The sequence below is a fragment of the Micromonospora sp. NBC_01699 genome, from assembly GCF_036250065.1.
GTDB lineage: Bacteria > Actinomycetota > Actinomycetes > Mycobacteriales > Micromonosporaceae > Micromonospora_G.
Map to the genome: position 1 here is coordinate 5,797,053 of NZ_CP109199.1, position 24,033 is coordinate 5,821,085.

Below are 24,033 nucleotides of genomic sequence, written 5' to 3' on the forward strand. Positions count from 1 at the left end.
CCTCGTCTGCCGTGGCGCCGTCCGGTACGTCGCACCGAGGTCACGAACCCCCACCCGCCGGTTCGGCCGCTAGGTCAGGGTCGGCGTCGGGTCCGGTGTGGCGTCGCGTCGCCGGGATCGATTATGGCCGTTCCCGCCGTCGTCCGCTCGGGACGACGACGGCGTACCGGGCTCTCGTGGCCCCGGCGGTCGGCTGCCGCCGCCGGGAACGGAGGCGGCCTGCATGGCCGCCGTGGCGACCGCGAACGCGGTCTGTGCCGGCACCACCGCCAGGTCGATCCGGAGGTCACCCGACCCGGTGAGGATGACCAGGTCGGCGTCGAGCGTGGCGAACCAGCCGACCCGCAGCACCCGGTCGCCGATCCCGATCCGTCGCGGGTGCCGGTCCCAGGCGGACGGCTGCAACATGACCCGTTCGATCGGGCCGATCCGCTCGGCGGTCAGCGCGAGGACCAGGCCGGTGAGTTCCCGTACCGGGTCGCGGGAGCCGGGCCACCAGCTCCCGTCGAGCATCGCCCGGCTGGACCGGGGCGTGCTGAGCCGGATCCGGGCCGGTGGCGGTTCGTCGGTGCAGGTCCAGATCCTGCGGTCCGCGACGGTGGTCATGCGGCCGGGCCGGTCTGCTCGGCCGAAATCGTGGTCTGCGGGGCCACCCGTCCGGCCAGCATCCGCGCCCGGACCAGGCGGGCGACGGCCGGTACGGAGACCAGCAGCACCCCGGCCACGGCGGCCAGCAGCATCGCCACGCCCATCGGCAACTGCCCGCGCAGGCCCAGGAAGCGCACCTCCGACGACTGGCCGTTCTGCAACACGAAGATCAGCATGAGCAGGACGAAGGCGGCGACAGCGCAGGCGATCCAGGGCGCCAGCGTGCCGGTACGGGGCACCGGACGGGGCAGGCCGTTGATCGGGGGAACGGGTCGGCCGTCGGCCGACCGCGCCGGACTGACAATGCGAGTCATGGGGGACCTTCGTTTCGGCGGCGGTGTGCGGAGTCCGCGAAACCCGAGGCGCCGAGGTCCAGGGCAACACCCGAACCCTACTCCGCCCTGCACGCGACCGGTGTGGCCGGATGTCGGATTTGCCCGCTCGCCGCGATCGTGCCGGCGCACCCCGTCCGCGCTCGGCAAGGGGCACCGCGTGCGGGAAACGGGCGCGCCCCTCGGAGTAGAGTGGGCATTGCCGCCGCGGGGATCCGGCCACCGGGCCGGTCCGACGGCGATCCGCGACCCGGACAACCGGAAGTATGAGGACCAGCGCGGGCGGGGCGGCGATCCAGCCGACCACCGGTACGGCAAGCTCTCTTTCGATCAACCGTGGTCGCCGCGCTCGACGGCCGCGACGGCGGCGGGGATGTGGCGACGGCGACCCGGAGCCCCGCTCCGGCGGGCAGCGATCGACGACCGACCGTCCGCGAGCCGGAGCACGATCGACAGTTCTCGACCGACAAGGCGTACGAAGAGAGCAGGACATGGAAATCGACAAGGATAAGATCCTCGACGCGTTGCGCCGCCGCGGCCAGCACCACCGGGCCGAGTGGGTCGACAAGGAGATGCCCGACCGGATCGACACCGTACGCAACTCCGGCCTGCTGGCGACGCTCAACCTCGACCCGGCCGAGTTCGCCGACCAGCCGACCAGGTGAGGGTGGCCCTGCTGGGGCCGGTGGCATGGCGTACGCCACCACATCACTACGGGCCGTGGGAACGGGTGACCGGCCTGCTCGCCGAGGGGCTGGTGGCCCGTGGCGTCGACGTGACGCTGTTCGCCACGCTCGACTCGGTCACCTCGGCCACCCTCGACGGGGTCTGCCCGCGCGGGTACGCCGACGACCCGGACCTGGACGGGCGGGTGTGGGAGGCGATGCACGTCGCCCACGCGCTGGCCCGGTCGGGTGAGTTCGACCTGGTCCACAACCACCTGGACTGGCTGCCGCTGGCCTTCGCCGAGCACTGCCGCGCCCCGCTGCTCACCACCATCCACGGTTTCTCCGGTGCCGGCATCCAACCCGCGTACGAGAGGGCGAAGTCGGCGTACGTCTCCATCTCCGACGCCGACCGGGTCCCCGGTCTCGACTACGTCGCCACCGTGCCGCACGGGATCGACCTCGACGGGTTTCCGTTCGGCCGCGACGGCGGCCCCGGACTGGTCGCCTTCGGCCGAATCCATCCGGACAAGGGCATCCACACCGCGATCGAGATAGCGCGGCTGGCCGGCCGACCGCTGACCATCTGCGGCATCGTCCAGGACGAGCGTTACCACGCCGAACAGGTCGCCCCGCACATCGACGGCGAACTGGTCACCTTCCTCGGCTCGGTCGGCCCCGAACAGCGCGGCGAGATCCTCGGCGGGGCCGCCGCCCTGCTGCACCCGATCGCCTTCGCCGAGCCCTTCGGGCTGTCGGTGGTGGAGGCGATGGCGTGCGGGACGCCGGTGGTGGCATACCGGCGCGGGTCGATGCCGGAGGTGGTCGACGAGGGGGTGACGGGTTATCTGGTGCAGACCGTGGACCAGGCCGTCGCGGCCGTCGAGCGGATCGGCGCCATCGACCGGGCCGGCTGCCGCGACCGGGCCCGGCAGCGTTTCGGGGTGGACCGGATGGTGCAGGACTACCTGGAGGTCTACCGCGCCCTGGTCCCGTGACAGCGCCCTGACCTCGTAACAGCGTCCTAATCCAGTTACAGACAGTGCTGATAAGGTCAAACCGCCGGGAACTCGCCACAGAGTCCGGCCAGGTGCCCGGCAGACGCGGTTCCGCCCGAGGCGGCGCTCGTCGTGCATCCGTTCCGCCCGCCACACACGCTGGTCGGGTGAGCGCCGTTATCGCGTGAGGCCGACGCCGTTCACGCGGCGCCAGCCGATGACCGGAAGGCGCCACACATGGCCGCCAGTTACGGTTTTCTCAGCACCCACCCACCGACCCAGTGCGGACTGGCCACCTTCAACTCGGCCCTGTCCGCCCAGCTCACCGCCGGTGGCCGACCCGGCGGAATCGTCCGGGTGGTGGCCGCCGGCGAGGACGAACGCGCCGGGCCCGGTGTCGTACACACCTGGTCCCCGCTGCACGCCGACGGGTGGCGGGACGCGGCCGAGGCGCTCGACGCGTTCGACGTCGCCATCGTGCAACACGAGTACGGCATCTACCCCGGACCCGACGGCGCCCAGGTGCTGCCGCTGCTGCGGGCACTCGACCGGCCCGCCATCGTGGTCCTGCACACCGTGCTGGCCCAGCCCACCGCCGGGCAGCGGAGCACGTTGGAGGCGGTCGTGGCGGCGGCCGGCGCGGTGGTCACCATGACCGAGACCGCTCGGGACCGGCTGCTCGTCGGGTACGCGGTCGACCCCGCGAAGGTCACCGTCATCCCGCACGGTGCCGGCGACCACACCGGCGTACCCGCCACCTCCGGTGCGCGTCCGCACCTGCTCACCTGGGGACTGATCGGTCCGGGCAAGGGCATCGAGTGGGCGTTGCGGGCCGTCGCCCGGTTGCGTGACCTCACGCCGTCGCCGGTCTACACGGTGGCCGGCAAGACCCATCCCAAGGTGCTCGAACAGCACGGGGAGCAGTACCGGACGAGCCTGCAAAGCCTGGGCTCGCTGCTGGGCATCGCCGACGCCGTCCGCTACCAGCCGGTCTACCGCGACGAGGCGGCACTGAGCCGGCTGATCCGCTCCGCCGACGTCGTCGTGCTGCCGTACGACTCGCGCGAACAGGTCACCTCCGGGGTCCTGATCGAAGCGGTGGCCGCCGGGGTTCCCGTGGTCGCCACGCCCTTCCCGCACGCGGTGGAACTGCTCACCGACGGTCCCGGCCTGCTCGTACCGCACCGGGATCCGGCCGCCATGGGCACCGCCATCCGGCGGATCCTGACCGAACCCGGCCTGTCCGGCAGCCTCGCCGGCCGTACCGGTCCGCTGGCACCAACCCTGCTCTGGCCGGCGGTGGCCGCCCGCTACGCCGCGCTCGCCGAACGGCTGCGAACGGCCAACCCGCCGGTCATGGCCGCGCCGGCGGTGCCGGCGTGACCGGCGTACGGGTCATCGGCAGTGGCGCACGCGTCACCGGCGGCGGCAACGGTCACGCCGCCGACCGGAAGGTCACCGCGCTCGCCCGCACCGGCGGCGTACCGGCGCCCAGCTTCGCCCACCTGGCCCGGATGAGCGACGACACCGGCCTGTTCGAACACGCCCGGCACGCGATCCCCCGCCGCGAGCACGGTTACTGCACCGACGACGTGGCGCGCGGACTCGTGGTCACCAGCCGCGAACCCGATCCCACCGCCCCCGTGCTCCGGCTCGCGGAGTGCTACCTGGCGTTCCTGACCCACGCCCAGGACGGTGACGGCGCGTTCCACAACCGGCTCGGCCACGACCGGCGGTGGACCGACGACCCCGGCGTCGGCGACTGGTGGGGGCGGGCGCTGTGGGGCCTGGGCACCGCCGCGACCCGCAGTACGGCACCGTGGATCCGGGAGGAGGCGCTGGTCGCCTTCACCATCGGCACCGCCCAGCGCTCCCCGGACCCGCACGCCATGGCCTTCGCCGGTCTCGGCGCCGCCGAGGTGCTGCGCGGCCACCCGGACCACCGGGCCGCGGCCGTCCTGCTCGACGACGCCGCCATCGCCGTCGGCACCCCGGAGGACAGCCGGGACTGGCCGTGGCCACGCCCTCGGTTGACGTACGCCAACGCCGCCCTCGCCGAGGTCGTCATCGCCGCCGGTGAGCTGCGCGGCAACGGTGACCTGCTCGCCACCGGACTGCGGATGCTGACCTGGCTGCGCGAGGTGCAACTGCGGCAGGGCAGGCTGTCGGTCATCCCGGTCGACGGCTGGCGGCGGCACGGCCCCCGGCTGCGGCACGACCAGCAGGCGATCGAGGTGGCCGCGCTCGCCGACGCCTGCGCCACCGCCGCCTCGGCCACCGGTGACCACGGCTGGGAGATCGGTGTCCGGCAGGCGGTCGCCTGGTTCCTCGGCGAGAACGACGTCGGCACCGCGATGTGGGATCCGGCGACCGGCGGCGGGTACGACGGCCTGACCCCGCACGGACCCAACCTCAACCAGGGCGCCGAGTCGACCCTCGCGCTCATCTCCACCCTGCAACACGGCCGAGCACGGCTATGACCGAGGAGATCTCCCCCACCGGTTTCCGGCCGGACCCGGCCACCCGGGTCGGCGGGACGCTGGACCCCGACCCGCGACGGGTCATCGTGAAGCTTTTCGTGCCGGGCGAGGACGCCATCCTCGCCCGAACCCGGGCGCACGCCCTGATCGAACGGATCGCCGGCCTCGGCGACGAGGAGACGGGCATCCTGCTGCGGCAGACCCTGCTCCGCTTCGGCGACCGGCACCACGATCTCGAAGCCACCTTCCGGCACCACTACGACCTGGTCCACCACCGGGTGGCCCGGACCAGCGAGCTGTCACCCGAGGCCCGCCTGCTGGTCGGCGCCTACTTCTCCCACGAGTACGCGGTGGAGGCGGCCGCCCTGTGCAACCCGTCCCTGGTCGCGCACCCGGACCAGGGCGGCCTCGACCCGGGTGAGCTGCGTGTCGCGATCAGCCTGCGGCAGATCGGGGAGGGGCACCTGTCCTCGATCGGGTTCGCCACCGCCGTACTCGGGCCGGAATCGCGGCTGCGGGTCGCCGACCGGACCGGGCCGTTGGTCACCGGGCGGCGTACCAGCGCACTGCATCGGCGCGACCTGCTGGCCGCCGGGCTGGCCGAGGAGGACTGGGACAACGAGGTCTCCGCCACCGTGCTGGGCTGCCTGGGCGAACGCTTCGACGACGACGCCTTCGAACGGGCCCTGGGTGGGCTGCCCACCGACCTGCTCACCCGCGCCACCGCGCACCGTACCCTCGAACAGCTCCGGCGGACGATCACCGCGAGTTACGCGATGACCTTCCCCGCCGACGTGCCGTTGCACCGGCGGGTGCTCTGGCCGGCGACGCCGGCCGAGTGCAACGGGATGGAGGATGCCCGGTTCGTCCGGTGGGTCGACGACGACGGGGCGGTGGCGTACCGGGCCACCTACACCGCGTACGACGGTCGGAGCATCGCCGCGCGGATGCTCGGCAGCGAGGATCTTCGGCACTTCGAGGTGACCCCGATGCGTGGACCGGCCGCCCGCAACAAGGGCATCGCGCTGTTCCCTCGTCCGGTCGGCGGTCGCCGGCTCGCGCTGTGCCGGTCCGACGGCGAGACCATCGGCCTGTCGACGCTCGACGCCGAGAACCGCTGGCAGTCCCCGGTGCCGTTGCACGGCCCCCGCCGGGGCTGGGAGCTGATCCAGGTCGGCAACTGCGGCTCGCCGATCGAGACCGACGCCGGTTGGCTCGTGCTCACCCACGGGGTCGGCCCGATGCGCCAGTACGCCATCGGGGCGATGCTGCTCGACCTGGCCCGGCCCGAGCGGGTGATCGCCGAGTTGCCGGGTGCGTTACTCCGGCCGGACGACACCGAACGCGACGGCTACGTGCCCAACGTCGTCTACTCGTGCGGCGGCCTGCTGCACGCCGGGACGCTGTGGTTGCCGTACGGCGCGGGCGACGCCCGGGTCGGATTCGCCACCATCGACCTGACCGCCCTGCTCGCGGCGATGGTGGCGCCGCCAGGCCGGTAGGACGGGCGGCCGGGTTCGGACGGCGCCGGATCGACGGGGGCGCGGATCGCAACGTGCGGTCAACTCGATAGTCAGCGACGGCAAATCGTTGACAGCACTCAACGATCTATCTAGGGTGACGGACGCACGAAGCACCCCGTCCACTCCCCAGCCTCGACGGCACACCCCCAGGGAGCACCATGTCCATCGCCTACGTCGTCCTCGCGATCCTGCTCTCCGCCATGCTCCTGATGTCCGCCCGGGGCAAGCTGACCAAGGACGAGCGGGTGGTCCAGGGCCTCACCGCCGCCGGGGTCCCGCTCAACTGGTACCCGCCGCTGGCCATCATCGAGATCATCGGCGCGGTCGGCCTGATCGTCGGGATCTTCCTCGCGCCGCTCGGCGTCGCCGCGGCGATCGGTGTGGTCCTCTACTTCGTCGGCGCGATCATCGCGCACGTGCGCACCGGCGACACCAAGGGCGCCGCCGCACCGGGAACTATCCTGCTCGTCGCCATCGCCACCCTGCTCACCCGGATCCTGTCGCTGTAGGTCCCGCCGTCCGGCCGCGAAACGATCGGTCGCCCGGTCCCGCACCAACGGGACCGGACGACCGATCCGGCACCCGGCCGGAAACCCACTCGATCAGAAGCCGCCCTTGGGGTCGAGGTACTGGGCCGCGTTCTCCTTGGTCACCCGGGGCGAGGGCACAACGGTGTCCTTCTCCGTCTTGGTGCCGCCGAGGATCTCGACCGCCCGGTCCAGCCCCAGGCTGCCGATGACGTCCGCGTCGTTCAGACCGGTGACCAGGTAGTTCGTGCCGTCGAGAATGGCCTTGAGCGCCTCGGCCTGACCGTCGACACCGGCGATGATGATCTGCTTGTCCTTACCCGCGTCGGCGATCGCCCGCTGCGCGCCCAGGCACATCGCGTCGTTCTCGCAGAACACCGCGGCCAGGTCGCCGTTGGTGGCCAGCAGGCTCTCCATCACGGTCAGCCCGCCGTCGGAACCCCAGTTACCGAAGTCCGGCGCCTCGACCAGCGTGAACCCCGACCTACCGGCGAGCACCGACTTCACCCCGTCGGTACGGGCCAGCCCGATGCTGTTGTCGGCCGGCCCACCCTTGATGATCGCGACCTTGCCACCGCTGGGCAGCTTCTCGGCCAGGAACTCCCCGTTCTGTACGCCGATCGCCTTGTTGTCCGGGCCGATCCAGCTGGTGTACTCGCCGGTCTGGAACTTCCGGTCGACCAGCACCACCGGCTTGCCCGCCGCCTTGATCGCGTTCAGTGCCGCCGGGGCCGACTCCAGCGGTCCGCCCGAGATGATCACCGCGTCGACGTTCTTGCTGAGCAGGTCCTCGACGTTGGCGGCGAGCTTGGCCGCGTCACCGTTCGCGTCGGTGCTGATGATCTCGACGTTCCCCTTCTTCTTGGCCTGGGCCGCGATGGCCTTGTCCATGCCGCTGAAGTAGGGGCCGCTCAACATGAAGTTCGCGACGCCGATCGTGTACGAGCCGTCCCCGCCGTCCCCGCCCGAACCGCCGGAGTCGGAGCAGGCGGTCAGCCCGAGGGCGACGGCGAGGGTGCCGGTGACCAGCAGCCGGCGCAGCTTCTTCGCGTTCATGCCAACATCTCCCGTGGTGTGGTGGGTGGGGTGGTGGTGGGGCCGGTCCGGGTCAGGGGCGTACCCGGTTGACCCGCTGGACCAGGATCACCGCGATGATGATCAGTCCCTTGAGGACCTGCTGCCAGAAGCTCTGCACGCCGTACAGGTTCAGCAGGTTGTTGATCAGGGCGAGGACGAGGACACCGCCGAGGGTCGCCTTCGCCGTACCACGTCCGCCGGCCAGGCTCGCCCCGCCGATCACGCAGGCGGCGATCGCGTCCAACTCGAAGGCGACGCCGACACTCGGCTGGGCGATGCCGACCCGGCTGGCCAGGATCACCCCGGCCAGTCCCGCACAGGCACCGCTGATCGTGTACGCGAGGATCACGTGCCGGCGTACGTTGATGCCGGCCAGCCGTACGGTCTCCGGGTTGCCGCCGATCGCGATGATCGACCGCCCGGCCGGGGTACGGGACAGGAACACCCCGCCCAGCCCGAAGACCGCCAGCATGATCACCGTGGTCAGCGGGATCGGGCCGACCATCGCCGTACCGAGGGTGAAGAACGACGGGTCCTCCGGCGCGATCGGCACCTCGGAGTAGACGAAGGCCAGCCCCCGGACGGTGGTCAGCGCGGCCAGCGTCACCACGAACGGCGCCAGCCCGAAGCGGGCGATCAGGGTGCCGTTGACCAGCCCGAACCCGATCCCGGCCAGGATGCCGACCAGCATCGCCAGCGGGATCGGCAGGCCCGAGACCAGTCCGGCGGTGACGATGCCGGCGAACGCCACCACCGAGCCGACCGACAGGTCGATGCCGCCGGTGAGGATGACCACCAGCATGCCGAAGGCGAGCAGCCCGGTGGTCACCATCTGCTTGAGCAGGTTGGTCAGGTTGGTCTGGGTGAAGAACGTGTCGGAGGTCAGCGCGGCCACCACGATCAGGGCGATCACGAGCGTGCCGAGCACCGCCTCGACCGTACGGTCCCGACCGTTGACCACCAGGCGCAACGGTCGACGCGGTCCCCCGCCGGTGCTGGTCGTGTCCGGCGCGGTGCCGGTGAGCTGCCCGGTCATGCGCTCTCCTCGTACCCGGTCATGGGCGTCCCCTCCGTCCGGCCGGTGGCCGGTCCGATCGCGTAACCGAGCACCTCGTCCTCGGTGGTCCGGTCGGCGGCCAGTTCGCCGGTGAGCCGACCCTGGCGCATCACCAGCACCCGGTCGGTGGCGCCGAGCACCTCGGTCAGGTCCGAGGAGATGAGCAGCACACTCAGCCCGGACCGGGCCAGGCCGTCGATGATGCGGTAGATCTCGACCCGGGTGGCCATGTCCACCCCACGGGTCGGCTCGTCGAGGATCAGCACCCTCGGGCCGACCAGCAGCCACTTGGCCAGCACCGCCTTCTGCTGGTTGCCGCCGCTGAGGTTGACCACCGCCATCGAGGCGCAGTGCGCGGGCTGGATGCCGAGCCGGTCGACCATCCCGGTCACCTCGCGGCCCTGCCGAGCCCGGTCGATCAGGCCGACCCGGCTGTTGCGGTGCAGCGTGGTGAGGGCGATGTTGTCCCGTACGGTCAGGTCGAGCACCAGCCCGGTGCGCTTGCGGTCCTCGGTGACCAGCGCGAGACCGGCCGCGATCGCCTCGGCCGGGGTACGGAAGTCGGCCCCGCCGCCGGCCACCCGGACCTGCCCGGTGGCCGCCCGCTCGGCGCCGAAGACGCACCGCGCCAGCTCGCTGCGGCCCGAGCCGACCAGGCCGAACAGGCCGACGATCTCGCCCTCGTGCAGGGTGAACGAGACGTCGGCGAACTCGCCCGGCCGACCGAGCCCGGTGACGGTCAGCCTGGCCGCCCCGCGTCCGTCGCGCCGGTCCGGGTAGATCTGGGCCAGCCGCCGCCCGGCCATCAGCCGGATCAGCTCGTCCTCGCTCGTTTCGGCGGGCCGGGTGGTGGCCACCACCCGGCCGTCCTTGATCACCACAATGGTGTTGGCGAGTTCGAGCACCTCGGCCAGCCGGTGCGACACGTAGATCACCAGCACGCCGTGTTCGGTCAGCCGCCGGACCAGCGCGAAGAGCGAGTCGAGGTCGCTGCCGGCCAGCACGGCGGACGGCTCGTCGAGCACCAGCACCCTCGGTTCGCTGACCAGCGCCTTGGCGATCTCGACCATCTGCTGCCGGGCCACCGAGAGCCGGCCGGCGATCGTACGGGGGTTGATCGCGCCGAAGCCGATCGATTCGAGCAGCTCCCCGGCCCGACGGTGCGCGGCGGCCCAGTCGATCAGGCCCAGCCGCCGGGGGAAGTTCCCCATCAGCAGGTTCTCCGTGACCGACAGTTCGGGCACCAGGCTCAGTTCCTGGTAGACCGTACGGATGCCGTGGTCGTGCGCGTCGTGCGGCGAGCGCAGCTCGACCCGTTCGCCGTCGATCCGCATCTCGCCCGCACTCATCGGCTGCGCCCCGGCCAGGATCTTGATCAGGGTGGACTTGCCGGCGCCGTTCGCGCCGACCACCGCGAGCACCTCGCCGGGCCGACCGTGAAGGTCCACCCCGTGCAGCACCCGGACGCCGCCGTAGTCCTTGTGTACGCCGCGCAGTTCGAGGCTCATCCGAACGCCTCCATCACCACGATGGTCTTCTGCCGGGTGAAGTCCAGCGCGGAGTCGTGGATGCCCTCGCGGTAGCCGCCGGTGTCCTTGGTGCCGCCGAACGGCAGGTTCTCGGCCCGGACCGCGGTCGAGCCGTTGATCAGCACCCCGCCGACGTCGAGCCGGCGGGCCAGGGTGAACGCGCGCGAGACGTCCCGGGTGAAGACCGCCGCGTGCAGCCCGTACGGCGACTCGTTGGCCATCGCGACCGCGTCGAGCGGGTCGGCGAACCGGGCCACCGGGGCCACCGGCCCGAAGATCTCCTCGGCCAGGGCCGGGCTGTCCGCCGGCACGTCAACCAGGACGGTCGGGTCGACGAACGCGCCGCGCCGGTCCCCGCCGGCGACCAGCCGGGCCCCGTCGTGGACGAGCCGGCCGACCGCCTCCTCGACACCGCGCGCGGCCGACTCGGCGATCAGCGGCCCGACGTCGGTCTGCTCCAGCAACTGGTCGCCGACGGTCAGCTCGGCGGTCTGCGCCAGCAGCGCCGCCACGAACGCGTCGTGCACCCCGTCCTGCACGTAGACCCGCTTGACCGCGCAGCAGATCTGCCCGTTGCCCCGGGCCAGCCGGCCGAGCACGACCGCCTCGGCGGCCCGGTCGACGTCGGCGTCGTCGCAGACGATCAGCGCGTCGTTGCCGCCGAGTTCGAGGAAGACCTTCTTCAGGGTGGTCGCCGCCCGCCGGGCGATCTCGCGTCCGGCGGCGGTGCTGCCGGTGAGGCTGACCGCGGCGATGCCGGGCAGTTCGGCCAGGAGCTGGGAGACGCGTACCCCGCCGGTGACGAGTTGGTGTGCGTGTCGGGGGGCGCCGGCCTGTTCGACCAGTTCGGCGATCCGGACCAGGCTGAGCGGGCAGCGCGCGGGCGGCTGCACCACCACGGCGTTGCCGGCGGCGAGCGCGGCGGCGGCCTTGTGCGCGTACAGCTCGACCGGGTAGTTGAACGGGACCAGCGCGGCCACCACGCCGATCGGTTCGCGCAGGGTCACCGCCAGGTGCCGCTCCATTCCGGGTACGGCGTCCAGCGGGATCTGCCGACCGAAGAGTCGGGTCGCCTCGCCCGCGTGCCCACGGAAGATCCGGATCGCCGCCTCGACCTCGCCCCGGGTCTGGGTCAGCGGCTTGCCGTTCTCGGCGGCGAGCAGCCGGGCCAGGCTCTCCTGTTCGGCCTCGACCAGGTCGGCGATCCGGCGCAGCAGCCCGGCCCGCTCGTACGCGGGCAGCGCGGCCATCAACCGCTGACCGGCCTGGGCGGCGTCGACCACCGCGATCACGCGTTCGTCGGTGGCCGACTCGACCTCGCCGAGCGGAGCTCCGGTGCCCGGATTGTGCACGGTGATGACGGCGTCGGCCGGGGCGGCGGCACCGGTGGACGGGGCGGAACCAGGTGACGATGTGACGGTGGACATCCGTTCCACTCCTTGGCTGGTCAGCGGACGCGTTCGCCGACGGTCGGGCGAACCGGTCGGGGATGGCCCTCGGGCCGGGCGGGTTGTTCGGGTCGGACGGGTTGTTTGCTTTCCGTCGGGTCTCCGATCGGCGCCGTTGTGTTCGGGTGGCGGCGACGATGGGCCGGGTAACCGATCCGCCGACCGATATTGACCGCCATGGCCAGTGCGGTCGGCGCCAGCCGATGGCAGTCGTCGATGCTGAACCGGTGCGCCGGAGCCGAGACGCTGAACGCTCCGACCGGCTGGCCGGAGGCACTCAGGATCGGCAGGCCGAAACAGCGGACGCCTTCCTCGTTCTCCTCGTCGTCGATCGCGAACCCGCGAGCCCGGACGAGGTCGAGTTCGGTGAGCAGGGCCGCCCCGGTGAGCGTCCGGCCGGTACGCACCGGCAGCGGGCCGGCGAGGATCTCCGCCCGCCGCCGCTCGTCCACGGTGGCGAGTACGGCCTTGCCCATCGAGGTGCTGTGCATCGCGATCCGGCTGCCGATCCGGGAGACCAGCCGTACGGACTTGGCGCTCTCCACCTTGTCCACGTAGACGATGTGGTTGCCGACCGGGATGCCCAGGTGCACGGTCTCCCCGCTCAGCTCGACCAGTTCGACCAGGTACGGCCGGGCCGCGGCGCGCAGACCGTCCTCTTCGAGGTACTGCCCGGCGAGAGCGATCAGGGTGACGCCGAGGTGGTAGGCGCCGGCCGGATCCCGCTCGAACACGCCGAGTTCGAGCAGCGAGGTGGTGTACCGGTGGGTGGTGCTCAGCGCGATGCCGGCTTCCGCGGCAAGCTCGCCCAGGGTCAGTCCGGCCCCGCCAGCCTCGGAAACCGCGCCGATCAGCTCGAATGCCTTATCGACGCTGGACGATTTTCTTCCGCTCCTCATTCGAGTTACTCGAATCCATTTCCATCGAGTTCAGATATCGGCGATGTTTACACCAGGAAACAACTCTGTCAACCTTTTGAGCCGCCAGACATCGGACCTATCCGCCCACCTCAAGATCACCCAAACCCACCCCCCGAGAGAAAACTCCTGGTGGAACGCACTGGGAGCGCTATCGCCGACACCAACCGGAGGGGGCGATTCACGGCGATCTTGTCTCGCATGCGAAGACATCCAATGTCTCCCGCATCCCACACATACCTTGATCAATGCGATCCGCGCCGGCCGCCGGGCACACCGGCCGGCACGACCACCCGGCCCGAACGTCGTACCGGGACGGTAGGGTCCGGGGCATGACAGGTGACGAGCAGGAGCGGCGCCAGGCCGACGAGGACTGGAACCGTTTCGTCGACGGGCAGCTCGCCGAACTGGGGATCAGCCGCGACGAGTTGGCCCGACAGGCCGCCCGGGGCGAGTTCGAGTCGGCCTCCGCCCAACACCTCTGGACCCTGATCAACTGACCGGCACCGCCGGGGCCGGGGGCCGGCGGGCGGGGCGGTGGGCAGGCTCACCCGATCCGCCCGAGTGGAACAAAATGGGCGGACCGACTGTTGATCGACCGTGTGATCGACGTACCCCTGTCTGTTCTTGACCTTGCCCCGGTCGCCGCCGGCACCACCGTCGGCGCGGCCCTGCGGCACACCACCGCCCTGGCGCGGCGGACCGAGGAGTTGGGCTACCAGCGTTTCTGGGTGGCCGAACACCACAACATGCCGGCGATCGCCAGCAGCGCCCCACCGGTGCTGCTCGCCCACCTGGCCGCCGCCACCTCGACCATCCGGGTCGGTTCCGGCGGGGTGATGCTGCCCAACCACGCGCCGCTGGTGGTCGCCGAGCAGTTCGGCACCCTGGAGGCACTGCATCCCGGCCGGGTCGACCTGGGCATCGGCCGGGCGCCGGGAACCGATCAGGTGACCGCGCTGGCGCTGCGCCGCACGATGGAGGGGCTGTCCGCGGAGAACTTCCCGCAGGAGCTCGCCGACCTGGTCAACTACTTCACCGGGGACCGCGCCGGCCCGATCACCGCCTCCCCCGGCCGGGGGAACATGCCGGCGATCTGGCTGCTCGGCTCCAGCGGCTTCAGCGCCCAACTCGCCGGGCTGCTCGGCCTGCCGTTCTCGTTCGCCCACCACTTCAGCTCGACCAACACCCTGCCGGCGCTGGCGCTCTACCGGCAGAACTTCCGCCCGTCGCGGTGGCTGGACAAGCCGTACGCGATGGTCGCCGTCAACTCGATCTGCGCCGAGACCGACGAGCACGCCGAATGGCTCTCCGGTCCGGCCGCGCTCTCCTTCCTGCGACTGCGCTCCGGGCGACCGGAGCCACTGGCCACCCCCGAGGAGGCCGCCGCGTACCCGTTCAGCGAGGCCGAGCGGCAGTTCAGCCGGGAACGGATGCGGGGCCAGGCGCTGGGCAGCCCGGAGACGGTCCGCAAGCAGCTCACCGACCTGCTGGAACAGACCCGGGCCGACGAGCTGATGCTCACCACGATGGTCTACGACGTCGACGAGCGGATCCGCTCGTTCGAACTGATCGCCGAACACGTCGCGGACGGGCTGCGCCGGAACGGGTGACCGGGAACACCCCCGATCGGGAGCCACGAAACAGCATCTTCACGTGGCTGTCACCGGCACGCCCCGTAACCCCACCTAGTGTTATCACCGGTGGTGGTTCGACATGCGCGGTCGGGACGGGTCGCGTCATGTCGCGGTGTGTGTCGTACCGGGCCGGGTGGGGTGGGCCCCTACCCGGTCCGGTACGACTGGGCCCGCGGTACGACCGAGCCACATACGACCGAGCCAGCGAGCCTCAGCGCAGATAGATGTTGGGCTGAGGCGGTGTGGCCATCCCGTTGCCGATGAAGAAGCTCGGATGCGGCGGCTGGTTGTAGGCGGTGTTCTGCCAGGCGACCGCCACCCGATACTGCGGGTCGTGCATCAGCGTCGCAATCCTGATGTTGCTCGGCGTCGGCGTGCTGTAGATCCGTAGCGCCGAACTGTCGCTGGTCCGCCAGACCACCTCCTCCCGCCAGTCGCCGAGCAGGTCGGCCGAGAGCGCGGGCGTGGACTTGGTGCCGTTGTTCGAGGCGACCCCGCTGCCGGTGAGCAGCCGGGTGTCGCCGCCGGTGCCGTACTTGTCGATCCGGGTGGCGTCCAGCAGTTCCCGTACCGGGTCGCCGTCCCACCAGGCCAGGAAGTTGGTCGACGAGGGCTTTCGCCCGACGTTCGCGCCACTCGGGCTGCGCAGCCCGTCAACCGCCGCCGACCACGACTCGGCACCGGCGCTGCCGGCGTAGATGTCCGCCGCCACTCCCCGGCCGTTGTCCCCGGACGCCGCCGTGGACCAGAGGACCTGACCGGTACGCGCGTTCGCGAACCAGGACGACGGCTTGCTGGCATCCTCGCTGACCTTGAAATACTCCAGCCCCGCCCGGCTCGGGTCCAGGTCACCGACGTGCGCGGCGTCGCCGTGACCGTGCCCGGTGTTCCACAGCACGCCGCCGTTGTCGTCGACGCACATGGCACCGAACAGGATCTCGTCCCGGCCGTCGGCGTCCACGTCCGCCACGGCCAGGCTGTGGTTGCCCTGGCCGGCGTACTGGCTGCCGGCGGAGTTGGAGTCGAACGTCCAGCGCCGGGTCAGGGCGCCGTTGCGGAAGTCCCAGGCCACGATCACCGTCCGGGTGTAGTAACCACGGGACATGATCAGCGAGGGGCGCTGGCCGTCCAGGTAGGCGGTGCCGGCCAGGAACCGGTCCACCCGGTTGCCGTAGTTGTCACCCCACGACGACACCGTGCCACGGGCCGGCAGGTAGTCCACGGTGGAGGCGATCGCCCCGGTCCGGCCGTCGAACATGGTCAGGTACTCCGGGCCGGCGAGCACGTAGCCGCTGGCGTTGCGGTGGTCGGCCGAGGACGAGCCGATCAACTGCCCGGTGCCGGAGCGGGTGCCGTCGGCGGTCTTCATCGCCACCTCGGCGTCGCCGTCACCGTCGTAGTCGTACACCTGGAACTGGGTGTAGTGCGCGCCGGCCCGGATGTTGCGGCCCAGGTCGATCCGCCACAGCCGGGTCCCGGTCAGGGTGTACGCGTCGACGAAGACGTTGCCGGTGTACCCGGACTGCGAGTTGTCCTTGGCGTTCGACGGGTCCCACTTCAGCACGATCTCGTACCGGCCGTCGCCGTCCAGGTCACCGACCGAGGCGTCGTTGGCCGAGTACGTGTACGCCTCCCCGGACGGCGTGGTCCCGCCCGGCGGCACCTGGAGCCGTACGTCGAGGTAACCGTTGCCGAACTGGAGCGCCGGTGCGGACGCGGCCTGTTCGGTGCCACCCACCACCGCCCGTACGGTGTACGCCGCGCCCGCCGCGCCCCCGCTGTCCAGGAAGTTGGTCACCCCGGTGATCGGCGAGCCGTTCAGCCTGGTCGACCCCCGGTACAGGTTGAACGCGACCCCCGACCCCTCGGTGCCGAGCAGCCGCCAGGACACCAGGTTGGCGCTGCCGGAGCGGACGCTGACCAATCCCCGGTCCAGGTCCTCGGCCTGTTTCGCCCCGGCCGCCGGTGGGGTCGTCGGCGGCGGGGTGGTCGGGGTGGTCGGCGGCGGGTCGGTGGTCGGTGCCGGCGTCGTACCGGTCGGGGTCGGCGTCGCGGTCGGTGTCCCGGTCGGCGGCGGGCCGGTGGTCGGGTTGACGCCGCCGGTACAGGTGGTGCCGTTCACCGCGAAACTCGCCGGTGCCGGGTTGCCGCTGTTGTTCCAGGACCCGTTGAAGCCGAACGAGACGGTGCCGTTGGTGGCAACCGCCCCGTTGTGGCCGACGTTGACGGCGCTGACCTGGGCGCCGGACTGGGTCACCGTGGCGTTCCACGCCTGGGTCACCTGCTGTCCGGCGGTGTACGACCAGGTGAGGGTCCACCCGGTGATCGGGTCGCCGAGGTTGGTGATGGTGACACCGGCGCCGAATCCGCCCTGCCACTGGTTGGTCACCTGGTAGTCGACCCGGCAACCGACGGCGGCGGCCGAGGCGACCACCGAGGTCATCGCGGCGGTGGCGGCGAGCGTGCCGGCGGTGATCGCGGCCAGCAGTGCGGTGCGGCGGGATCGCGGGCCGGCCGATCCGGCGGCCTCGACCCGGGCGGAGCGTTTCGCCATCCGGGCGGCCCGGATGGAGTACGGAAAGCGTTGTCGTGAGCTGGGCATTGTCTACTCCGTGGGAGACGGGTGCGCGGCGGTGCCGCCGACCGGTGGCCGGACGGGCGCTGCCGGCCTGCCCAGGACCGGCGGCTCAACACACCGCGGAACGGCCGGAAACTGGATCAGTTCAATGGCCGCTTCAACGAAGGATGGGGGCTCCGAACGCACCTGGAGCGTAGGACAAGCTTTTGCCGGGCCACAAGATAGACCGGTCCAAATTTAAAGGTTTCAGTTCTCCCGCAGCACCAGGTAACCGTTCGCTGGCACGACGACCGGTGCTCCGGTCACCGGGACCGATCGCGGCTCGGGGTCGTGGTTGAGTAGGAAGAGCCAACTCGTGCCGTCGGGCGACCGGCGACGGACCGCCTCCACCCCGTCCGGTGCCGCCGGACAGGTCGGCGCCGCCCCGGCCGCCCGCGCCGCCCCGGTCAGCAACCGCCGGTACGAGGTGTCGTCGAGCCGGGTGGAGACGTACCAGGCCACTCCGGCACCGAACCGGTGTCGGGTCGCCGCCGGCTGACCGGCGAGCCGACCGGCACCGTACGCGAGCACGGTGCTTGCCCCGGCCGGCCGTACGGTCTCGGTCCACAGCCGACCGGTCCCGCCGGTACCGGAGTCATGATCGGCCCCGGCGGGCTCGGCCGTCCCGGCTTCCTCGGTACCGTCGGCAAGCTCGGCCGTCCCCGTCTCCTCGGTACCGTCGGCGGGCTCGGGTCGGACGAGGGGCTGCCGCTCGTCGTCGGGCAGGGGATGGAACTCCTCCACCCGGATGCCGAGCACGTCCCGGAACGCGCCCGGATAGCCGCCCAGACGGATCCGGCCGTGCTCGTCGGCGATCCCGCTCAGGTAGCCGACCACCAGGTGACCGCCGGCCGCGACCCAGGCCCGGATCCGGGCGGCGGTCGCGTCCGACACCAGGTAGAGGGCGGGCAGCACAAGCAGCCGGTACCCGGCCAGCGGGTCCGGGCCGACATCCGGGGTGAGCCGGTCCGGGGTGCCGGACGGGCTGAGCCGGTTCGGGCCGATGTCCGGGGTAAGCCGGTCCGGGGTGCCAGACGGGGTGAGCCGGTCCGGGCCGACGAAGTCGGTGCCGTACCCGGACTGCCACAGCAGCCGGTGGGCGGTGCGTACCTCGTCGAGGTAGTCGAGCCCGGCCGTGGGCAGGCCGGGGCCGTCCAGGGCCCACCAGCACTCGACGTCCCAGCCGATCGCGACCGGAGCCTCCACCGCGCCGGTGGCCACCGCCGGCAGGTCGCCCAGGACGCGGCCCAGCTCGACTGTCTCCCGGAACACTCGGCTGTCCGGGCCGGCGTGTGGGACCAGGGCGGAGTGGAAGCGTTCGGCACCGCCGGCCGGCGCCCGCCACTGGAAGAACATCGCGCCGCGTGACCCGCGAGCGACGTACGCCAGGCTGTTGCGGACGAGTCGGCCCGGCTCCCGACTGTGCATCCGCCCCGGTGTGTAGATCAGGTTCGGCGCGCTCTCCATCAGCAACCAGTCCGGACCACCGGCACCGCCGCCCGGAACCGGGTCGGCCGACGAGACCGGGTCAGCCGGTGGGACCGGGTCAGCCGGTGGGACCGGGTCAGCCGGTGGGACCGGGTCAGCCGGTGGGACCGGAACGGCCGATTGGACCGAGACGGGCGGTGGGACGTGGCGGGCCCAGGAGCGGGCCAGGTCGGCGGCGAACGCGATCTGCTCCTCCGCGCCCCGGTCGGCCGTTGACGGGTAGTGGTCGATCGCCACCAGGTCCACCTCGCTCGACCAGCGGGCGTGGTCGACCGGCACCCAGTTGCCGAACACGTAGTTGGTGGTCACCGGCACGTCCGGGGTGGCGGCGCGGAGCAGGTCGCGCTGCTCGACGTACGCGGCGAGCAACTCGTCGGACCAGAACCGGCGGAAGTCCAGCAACTGGGCCGGGTTGGCCAGGTACTGGGTCGCCCGGGGCGTCGAGATCTGCGCCCAGTCGCCGTAGTGCTGTCCCCAGAAGCTCGTGCTCCAGACGTCGTTGAGCCGATCCAGCCCGTGGTGGCGGGCCCGCAACCAGCGCCGGAACGCCTCGGTCGCGTACGGGCAGTGGCAGCTGGTGCTGTACTCGTTGTGCACGTGCCAGAGGGCGAGCGCCGGGTGCCCCCGGTAGCGGTCGGCGAGCGCGGCGGCGATGCCCAGGGCGGCGGTACGGTACGCCGGGGCGCTCGCGCAGTAGGTGTCCCGGCTGCCGTGGTGCAGCCGTACGCCGTCGGCGGTGACCGGCAGCGCGTCGGGGTGGGCCAGCGAGAACCACGGTGGTGGGGACGCGGTCGGGGTGGCCAGCGCGACCCGGATCCCGCCGTCGTGGAGCAGGTCCAGCACCCGGTCCAGCCAGTCGAAGTCGTACCGGCCGGGCCGGGGTTCGAGCCGGGACCAGGCGAAGACCCCGACGGTGACCAGGTTGACCCCGGCCCGCCGCATCAGCGCCACGTCCTGCGCCCAGACCTCGGGCGGCCACTGTTCCGGGTTGTAGTCCCCGCCGTAACAGAAGCCGTCGATCCCCTTCGGCCAGTTCACTGCGCTCACCCCACTTCGGCGATCATTTGTTTGATCTCACACCTAATCCGGGGAGCGACGACAGCGCCCGAACCAGGCATTAAATCGCCGGACCGAGGCTTTGATGGCCGTCAACCCATTGACAGTTTGTTTGGAAGCCAAAGAAACTAGAGGGCAGGCCGCTCGGCGGTGCGAGTGGACCGGAACAGACCGGCTGGCCGGTCGGCCCTCTGCCCACGGGGTGAGTTTCGGCGGCTGGAACCCCGAGGGCACGGGTCCGGCGGGGTGCCCAGGTGGGGGGCGCCCCGCCCCCGACCGGCCAGCGCTCAGCCCTTGACCGCACCGGTGAGCATGCCCTTGGTGAAGTGGCGCTGGACGAACGGGTAGACCACCACCGCCGGGACCACGGTGACCACCACGACCGCCATCTTGATCGCCAGCGTCGGCGGGTACGCGCTGATCCCCGGCAGGTTCGGCACGCTGCCGGTCACGTGCGGCGCCTGGCCGGCGAGCAGGTAACTCTGCAACACCCGCTGGATCGGGAACTTGTCGTTGTCGTCCAGGTAGAGCACCGCGTTGAAGTACGAGTTCCAGTAGCCGACCGCGTAGAACAGCCCGACCACCGCCACCACCGCCCGGGACAGCGGCAGCATGATCCGGGTCAGGATGCGGAACTCCCCCGCCCCGTCGATCCGGGCGCTGTCCACCAGTTCGGCCGGCACGTTCATGAAGAAGGCGCGGATCACCACCAGGTTGAACACGCTGATCGCGCTCGGCAGGACCAGCGCCCAGAGGCTGTTCTTCAGGCCCAGTCCGGTGACCACCAGGTAGCTGGGCACCAGGCCGGGGAAGATCAGGAAGGTGAGCAGGAAGAAGAAGAGCAGCGGCCGGTGTGCCAGCGAGTCCGGCCGGGACAGCCCGTACGCGGCGAGCACGGTCAGCACCAGGCTGACCGCGGTGCCGGCGACGGTGACCAGGGTGCTGATCCAGACCGCCCGGGTGACCTGACCACCGGAGAAGATCGTCACGTACGCCGAGATGTCGAGCTCGCGCGGTACGAGCACAATGCCGCCGGCCTCGTTGATGGTGCCGCGCGAGGCGAGGCTGGTCACCAGCACCGCCCAGATCGGCCCGAGTACGGCCAACACGAGCAGGGTGAGCAGCAGTCCCTTGCCGAAGCGGCCGATCGGGGTCGGCGGCTCCTCCCACGCCGGTCGGCGCTCCCGCTCCCGCCGGGACCGCTCGGATCGGTTCAGTCCACTGTGCCCGGTCAACGTGAGGCTCATGATTTGGCGTACACCCCCTGCTCGCCGAGCCGATGCGCGGCGGAGTTCGCAACCAGGATCAGGGCCAGTCCGACGGCGGCCTTGAACAGCCCGGCCGCGGCACCCAGGCCCCACTGCTGGGGCACTATCGCCTGGTAGTAGACGAAGGTGTCGAGCACCTCGGCGGCCTGTCGGCCGACCGCCTCGCGTTGCAGGATGAACTGCTCGAAGCCGACCGAGAGCGCGTCACCCAGCCGCATGATCAGCAACAGGATGATCACCGGGCGCAGTCCGGGCAGGGTGATGTGCCAGAGCCGCCGCCAGCGGCCCGCACCGTCGGCGGCGGCGGCCTCATACAGGTTCTGGTCGATCGCCGACAGGGCGGCCAGGAAGACAATCGCGCCCCAGCCGGCGTCCTTCCAGACCGCCTCGGCGGTGACCAGCACCAGGAACGTGTCCGGGTTGGTCATCACGTCCCACGGCGCCAGGCCGACCTGGCGCAACTCCTGCGCCAGCAGGCCGGCGCCGCCGAGCATCTGTACGAAGAAGGTGACCACCAGCACCCAGCTGAAGAAGTGCGGCAGGTACACCACGCTCTGCACGAAGCCGCGTACCCGGCCGGAGACCACGCTGTTGAGCAGGATCGCCAGTGCGATCGGCAGCGGGAAGAAGAAGACGAGCTGGAAGGCGGTGATGGTCAGGGTGTTGCGGACCGCGTCCCAGAACGCGGGGTCGCGGAAGAGGGTCTCGAAGTTGCCGAAACCGATCCACTCGCTGTGGATGAACGCGTCCAGCGGGTCGTCGCCGAGGAACGGGTTGTAGTCCTGGAAGGCGATCACGTTGCCGAGCGTCGGCAGGTAGTGGAAGACCAGCAGCAGCAGCGCGGCGGGCGCGGCCATCAGCAGCAGCGGCCAGTCCCGGCGCAGCCGGTCGACGAACCCGCGCCGGCCCGGCCGCCGTCGCCGGCCCCGCTCCCGGTCGCGTCGCCGTCGTCGGCCGAGGCCCGGACCCGCGCCCGTCTGCCGTGGTCGGCCCAGGTCGGTGCTCATCTGCCGTTGTCGGCCAGGGCCTGTTCCAGGAACGCCCGGCCCTCGTCCCCGCCGCCGGACCGGAACTCCCGGACCACCTGGTCGAGGTCGCCGATCGGGCGGCGGCCCCGGAGGATGTCATTGATCTTGTCTTCGCTCGGCACCAGCACCTTCGAGTAGTTCGCCGGCAGTTCCAGCTTGATCCCGGCGAACAGGTCCGGTTCGAGGTGGGTGATGGTCGCCCGGTGGTAACCGAGGTAGTCCTGCACGTAGTTCGGGGTGTCGCCGCTGCGCACCTTGACCGGCACCCGGCCGCCGAGATAGTCGTACTGGGAGGCTTTCTCCTTGCGGCCCAGCTCGGTGGGGATCGGGCTGCCGTCGGCGGCGCGGGTGAAGTGCTTTCCCTCCACGCCGTACTCGCGCAGCTCGTACTCGCGGCTGCCGAACGGGGCGGCGCCCCAGTTGAGCACCCGCAGGATCTCCTCGGTACGCGCCCGGCCCAGCCCCTTCTTGACGAAGGTGAAGAAGATCGGCTTCTCGCTGCCCCAGACCACCGGCTTGGTGCTGCCCGCGCCGAACACCGGTATCGGCTGCATGTCGAACGTCGAGGTCACCTTGGCCTGCTCGCCCTGCATGCCCTGCCAGGCGCCCAGCCCGTCCTGGTACATCAGGATCTTGCCGCCGTTGAAGAGCTGCTTCTCGTCCGCGCCCTTGCTGGCCACCGTGTCCGGGTGGACCAGCCCCTCGGCGAAGAGTCGGGCGGTGAACTCCAGCGCGGCCCGGTACTCGGGCAGCTCGTACTTGTGGGTCAGGCCGCCGTCGGGCTTGCGCCGCCAGCCGTTCTGTAGGCCGGGGCAGCCGAAGTACTGCTGCACCATGGAGAAGACGCTGCCGAACGCCCAGACCCCCCGGTCGGCGCGGGTCATCTTCCTGCCGAACTCGTACAGCTCGTCGGTGCTGGTCGGCGCGGCGACACCGGCGGCGGCGGTGAGATCCTTGCGGTGGAACATGGCGAACGCGAACGGCCCGTCGGTCGGGAACGGCACCGAGTAGAGCCGACCACCCCAGGCCGCGTACTCCCAGGCGCCCGTCGAGAGCGCGGCCAGATTCGGGTACGCGTGCACCGCGTCACCCTTGAGGTAGTCGGTCAGGTCCTCGAACAGCGCCTTGACCGCGTCCGAGAACCGGGAGATCTTGTCGATTTCCCAGTTCGGCCCGACCAGCAGGTCCGGTACGTCCCGCGCACCGAGTACGGCGCTGAGCTTGTCCGCGTACGTGTTGCCGTCCTGGAGGCTCGGGTTCACGGTGACGCCGAGTTGGGCGTTCACCGCGTCCAGGTAGGAGTTACGCCCGAGCCCGGGTGGCGTCGGTCCCCACCACGGCGACATGGTCTTGATCTCCGGCCCGCCGGCACCGGGCTTGTCCGGCACCGAGACGACCAGGTCGCGGGGGTAGGTGAGGAAGCCCTGCGGGATCGGCCCCGCACCGGGGATGTCCGGCTTGACCAGGTCGACCGGCCGGTAGCTCGGCAGCACGTCCTTGACCGCGTCGGCCTTGGTGGCGCTGCCCCGGCTGCCGGCCTCCCTGCTGCAACCGGTCAGCAGTCCGCCACCGGCCAGGGCGGCGGCGCCGAGGCCGAACAGGGCGAGGAATCGGCGGCGGTCGGTGATCCCGCTCGGATGCGTTGGGTCCACGCCACGCTCCCTTCGATCGGTGGGGTGTGCGGCGCAGCGACGCACAGGTAGAGTTATTTCGTCGGGTGACTAAACTAAGTTAATCG

Annotated in this window: 20 protein-coding genes; 8 read left to right on the forward strand and 12 right to left on the reverse strand. The window is 71.3% G+C overall.

What is annotated here, in order from left to right; genetic code table 11:
• Window positions 1–69: 69 nt before the first annotated feature.
• Window positions 70–606, reverse strand: coding sequence for a DUF5994 family protein (locus OG792_RS23425; protein WP_329102282.1), 537 nt, complete (start codon window positions 604–606; stop codon window positions 70–72).
• The gene (locus tag OG792_RS23430) at window positions 603–962 is read right to left on the reverse strand and encodes a LapA family protein (protein WP_329102284.1); all 360 of its coding nucleotides are present in this window, start codon (window positions 960–962) and stop codon (window positions 603–605) included. The genes OG792_RS23425 and OG792_RS23430 overlap by 4 nt, the downstream gene beginning before the upstream one ends.
• A gap of 509 nt (window positions 963–1,471) precedes the next feature.
• Here OG792_RS23430 and OG792_RS23435 point away from each other — a divergent pair.
• From OG792_RS23435 to OG792_RS23460, 6 genes are all read left to right on the forward strand, one after another.
• Entirely contained in the window at window positions 1,472–1,645 is a 174-nt protein-coding gene (locus tag OG792_RS23435; RefSeq protein WP_329102286.1) for a hypothetical protein, read from the forward strand.
• Window positions 1,642–2,643, forward strand: coding sequence for a glycosyltransferase family 4 protein (locus OG792_RS23440; RefSeq protein ID WP_329102288.1), 1,002 nt, complete (start codon window positions 1,642–1,644; stop codon window positions 2,641–2,643). The genes OG792_RS23435 and OG792_RS23440 overlap by 4 nt, the downstream gene beginning before the upstream one ends.
• A gap of 237 nt (window positions 2,644–2,880) precedes the next feature.
• Window positions 2,881–4,026 carry a glycosyltransferase gene (locus OG792_RS23445; protein ID WP_329102290.1) on the forward strand — a complete coding sequence of 382 codons (1,146 nt, stop codon included), beginning with the start codon at window positions 2,881–2,883 and terminating at the stop codon, window positions 4,024–4,026.
• A gap of 131 nt (window positions 4,027–4,157) precedes the next feature.
• The gene (locus tag OG792_RS23450) at window positions 4,158–5,123 is read left to right on the forward strand and encodes a glycosyltransferase (RefSeq protein ID WP_329111384.1); all 966 of its coding nucleotides are present in this window, start codon (window positions 4,158–4,160) and stop codon (window positions 5,121–5,123) included.
• The gene (locus OG792_RS23455) at window positions 5,120–6,625 is read left to right on the forward strand and encodes a glycoside hydrolase family 130 protein (protein ID WP_329102292.1); all 1,506 of its coding nucleotides are present in this window, start codon (window positions 5,120–5,122) and stop codon (window positions 6,623–6,625) included. The genes OG792_RS23450 and OG792_RS23455 overlap by 4 nt, the downstream gene beginning before the upstream one ends.
• A gap of 179 nt (window positions 6,626–6,804) precedes the next feature.
• Complete coding sequence (locus tag OG792_RS23460; RefSeq protein WP_329102294.1) at window positions 6,805–7,155, forward strand: DoxX family protein; 351 nt, start codon at window positions 6,805–6,807, stop codon at window positions 7,153–7,155.
• Between the two features lie 93 nt (window positions 7,156–7,248).
• Here OG792_RS23460 and OG792_RS23465 read toward each other — a convergent pair whose 3' ends face one another.
• The 5 genes from OG792_RS23465 to OG792_RS23485 are packed head-to-tail and all read right to left on the reverse strand — an operon-like array spanning window position 7,249 to window position 13,183.
• A complete protein-coding gene (locus OG792_RS23465; protein ID WP_329102296.1) occupies window positions 7,249–8,229 on the reverse strand; it encodes a substrate-binding domain-containing protein in 981 nt (326 codons plus the stop codon).
• A gap of 52 nt (window positions 8,230–8,281) precedes the next feature.
• Window positions 8,282–9,286: an ABC transporter permease gene (locus tag OG792_RS23470; RefSeq protein ID WP_329102298.1), complete on the reverse strand. Its 1,005-nt coding sequence runs from the start codon at window positions 9,284–9,286 to the stop codon at window positions 8,282–8,284.
• Entirely contained in the window at window positions 9,283–10,815 is a 1,533-nt protein-coding gene (locus tag OG792_RS23475; protein WP_329102300.1) for a sugar ABC transporter ATP-binding protein, read from the reverse strand. Before OG792_RS23475 ends, OG792_RS23470 begins: the two co-directional genes overlap by 4 nt.
• The gene (locus OG792_RS23480) at window positions 10,812–12,263 is read right to left on the reverse strand and encodes an aldehyde dehydrogenase family protein (protein WP_329102302.1); all 1,452 of its coding nucleotides are present in this window, start codon (window positions 12,261–12,263) and stop codon (window positions 10,812–10,814) included. Before OG792_RS23480 ends, OG792_RS23475 begins: the two co-directional genes overlap by 4 nt.
• A 20-nt stretch (window positions 12,264–12,283) precedes the next feature.
• Complete coding sequence (locus tag OG792_RS23485; protein WP_329102305.1) at window positions 12,284–13,183, reverse strand: IclR family transcriptional regulator; 900 nt, start codon at window positions 13,181–13,183, stop codon at window positions 12,284–12,286.
• A 350-nt stretch (window positions 13,184–13,533) separates the two neighbouring features.
• Between OG792_RS23485 and OG792_RS23490 the strand changes: the two genes are divergently transcribed.
• Together OG792_RS23490 and OG792_RS23495 are read left to right on the forward strand one after the other, a co-directional pair.
• Complete coding sequence (locus tag OG792_RS23490; RefSeq protein ID WP_329102307.1) at window positions 13,534–13,701, forward strand: hypothetical protein; 168 nt, start codon at window positions 13,534–13,536, stop codon at window positions 13,699–13,701.
• A gap of 90 nt (window positions 13,702–13,791) precedes the next feature.
• The gene (locus tag OG792_RS23495) at window positions 13,792–14,814 is read left to right on the forward strand and encodes an LLM class flavin-dependent oxidoreductase (RefSeq protein WP_329102309.1); all 1,023 of its coding nucleotides are present in this window, start codon (window positions 13,792–13,794) and stop codon (window positions 14,812–14,814) included.
• 235 nt (window positions 14,815–15,049) lie between these two features.
• Here OG792_RS23495 and OG792_RS23500 read toward each other — a convergent pair whose 3' ends face one another.
• The 5 genes from OG792_RS23500 to OG792_RS23520 form a co-directional block, all read right to left on the reverse strand.
• Window positions 15,050–17,392: a rhamnogalacturonan lyase family protein gene (locus OG792_RS23500; RefSeq protein ID WP_329111385.1), complete on the reverse strand. Its 2,343-nt coding sequence runs from the start codon at window positions 17,390–17,392 to the stop codon at window positions 15,050–15,052.
• A gap of 270 nt (window positions 17,393–17,662) precedes the next feature.
• Complete coding sequence (locus tag OG792_RS23505; protein ID WP_329102312.1) at window positions 17,663–19,981, reverse strand: beta-galactosidase; 2,319 nt, start codon at window positions 19,979–19,981, stop codon at window positions 17,663–17,665.
• 305 nt (window positions 19,982–20,286) lie between these two features.
• The gene (locus tag OG792_RS23510) at window positions 20,287–21,246 is read right to left on the reverse strand and encodes a carbohydrate ABC transporter permease (protein ID WP_329102314.1); all 960 of its coding nucleotides are present in this window, start codon (window positions 21,244–21,246) and stop codon (window positions 20,287–20,289) included.
• Window positions 21,243–22,274: an ABC transporter permease gene (locus tag OG792_RS23515; protein ID WP_329102315.1), complete on the reverse strand. Its 1,032-nt coding sequence runs from the start codon at window positions 22,272–22,274 to the stop codon at window positions 21,243–21,245. Before OG792_RS23515 ends, OG792_RS23510 begins: the two co-directional genes overlap by 4 nt.
• Window positions 22,271–23,947, reverse strand: a complete 1,677-nt coding sequence (locus OG792_RS23520) for an extracellular solute-binding protein (RefSeq protein WP_329102317.1) — start codon at window positions 23,945–23,947, stop codon at window positions 22,271–22,273. The genes OG792_RS23515 and OG792_RS23520 overlap by 4 nt, the downstream gene beginning before the upstream one ends.
• Window positions 23,948–24,033 lie beyond the last annotated feature (86 nt).

Bases quoted from the DNA above. Each gene is read 5' to 3' on its own strand.
- OG792_RS23490 (WP_329102307.1), top strand. From the start codon at position 13,534: ATGACAGGTGACGAGCAGGAGCGGCGCCAGGCCGACGAGGACTGGAAC.
- OG792_RS23515 (WP_329102315.1), bottom strand. From the start codon at position 22,274: ATGAGCACCGACCTGGGCCGACCACGGCAGACGGGCGCGGGTCCGGGC.
- OG792_RS23450 (WP_329111384.1), top strand. From the start codon at position 4,158: ATGAGCGACGACACCGGCCTGTTCGAACACGCCCGGCACGCGATCCCC.
- OG792_RS23455 (WP_329102292.1), top strand. From the start codon at position 5,120: ATGACCGAGGAGATCTCCCCCACCGGTTTCCGGCCGGACCCGGCCACC.
- OG792_RS23435 (WP_329102286.1), top strand. From the start codon at position 1,472: ATGGAAATCGACAAGGATAAGATCCTCGACGCGTTGCGCCGCCGCGGC.
- OG792_RS23470 (WP_329102298.1), bottom strand. From the start codon at position 9,286: ATGACCGGGCAGCTCACCGGCACCGCGCCGGACACGACCAGCACCGGC.
- OG792_RS23485 (WP_329102305.1), bottom strand. From the start codon at position 13,183: ATGAGGAGCGGAAGAAAATCGTCCAGCGTCGATAAGGCATTCGAGCTG.
- OG792_RS23480 (WP_329102302.1), bottom strand. From the start codon at position 12,263: ATGTCCACCGTCACATCGTCACCTGGTTCCGCCCCGTCCACCGGTGCC.
- OG792_RS23425 (WP_329102282.1), bottom strand. From the start codon at position 606: ATGACCACCGTCGCGGACCGCAGGATCTGGACCTGCACCGACGAACCG.
- OG792_RS23460 (WP_329102294.1), top strand. From the start codon at position 6,805: ATGTCCATCGCCTACGTCGTCCTCGCGATCCTGCTCTCCGCCATGCTC.
- OG792_RS23465 (WP_329102296.1), bottom strand. From the start codon at position 8,229: ATGAACGCGAAGAAGCTGCGCCGGCTGCTGGTCACCGGCACCCTCGCC.
- OG792_RS23510 (WP_329102314.1), bottom strand. From the start codon at position 21,246: ATGAGCCTCACGTTGACCGGGCACAGTGGACTGAACCGATCCGAGCGG.
- OG792_RS23445 (WP_329102290.1), top strand. From the start codon at position 2,881: ATGGCCGCCAGTTACGGTTTTCTCAGCACCCACCCACCGACCCAGTGC.
- OG792_RS23430 (WP_329102284.1), bottom strand. From the start codon at position 962: ATGACTCGCATTGTCAGTCCGGCGCGGTCGGCCGACGGCCGACCCGTT.
- OG792_RS23475 (WP_329102300.1), bottom strand. From the start codon at position 10,815: ATGAGCCTCGAACTGCGCGGCGTACACAAGGACTACGGCGGCGTCCGG.
- OG792_RS23500 (WP_329111385.1), bottom strand. From the start codon at position 17,392: ATGGCGAAACGCTCCGCCCGGGTCGAGGCCGCCGGATCGGCCGGCCCG.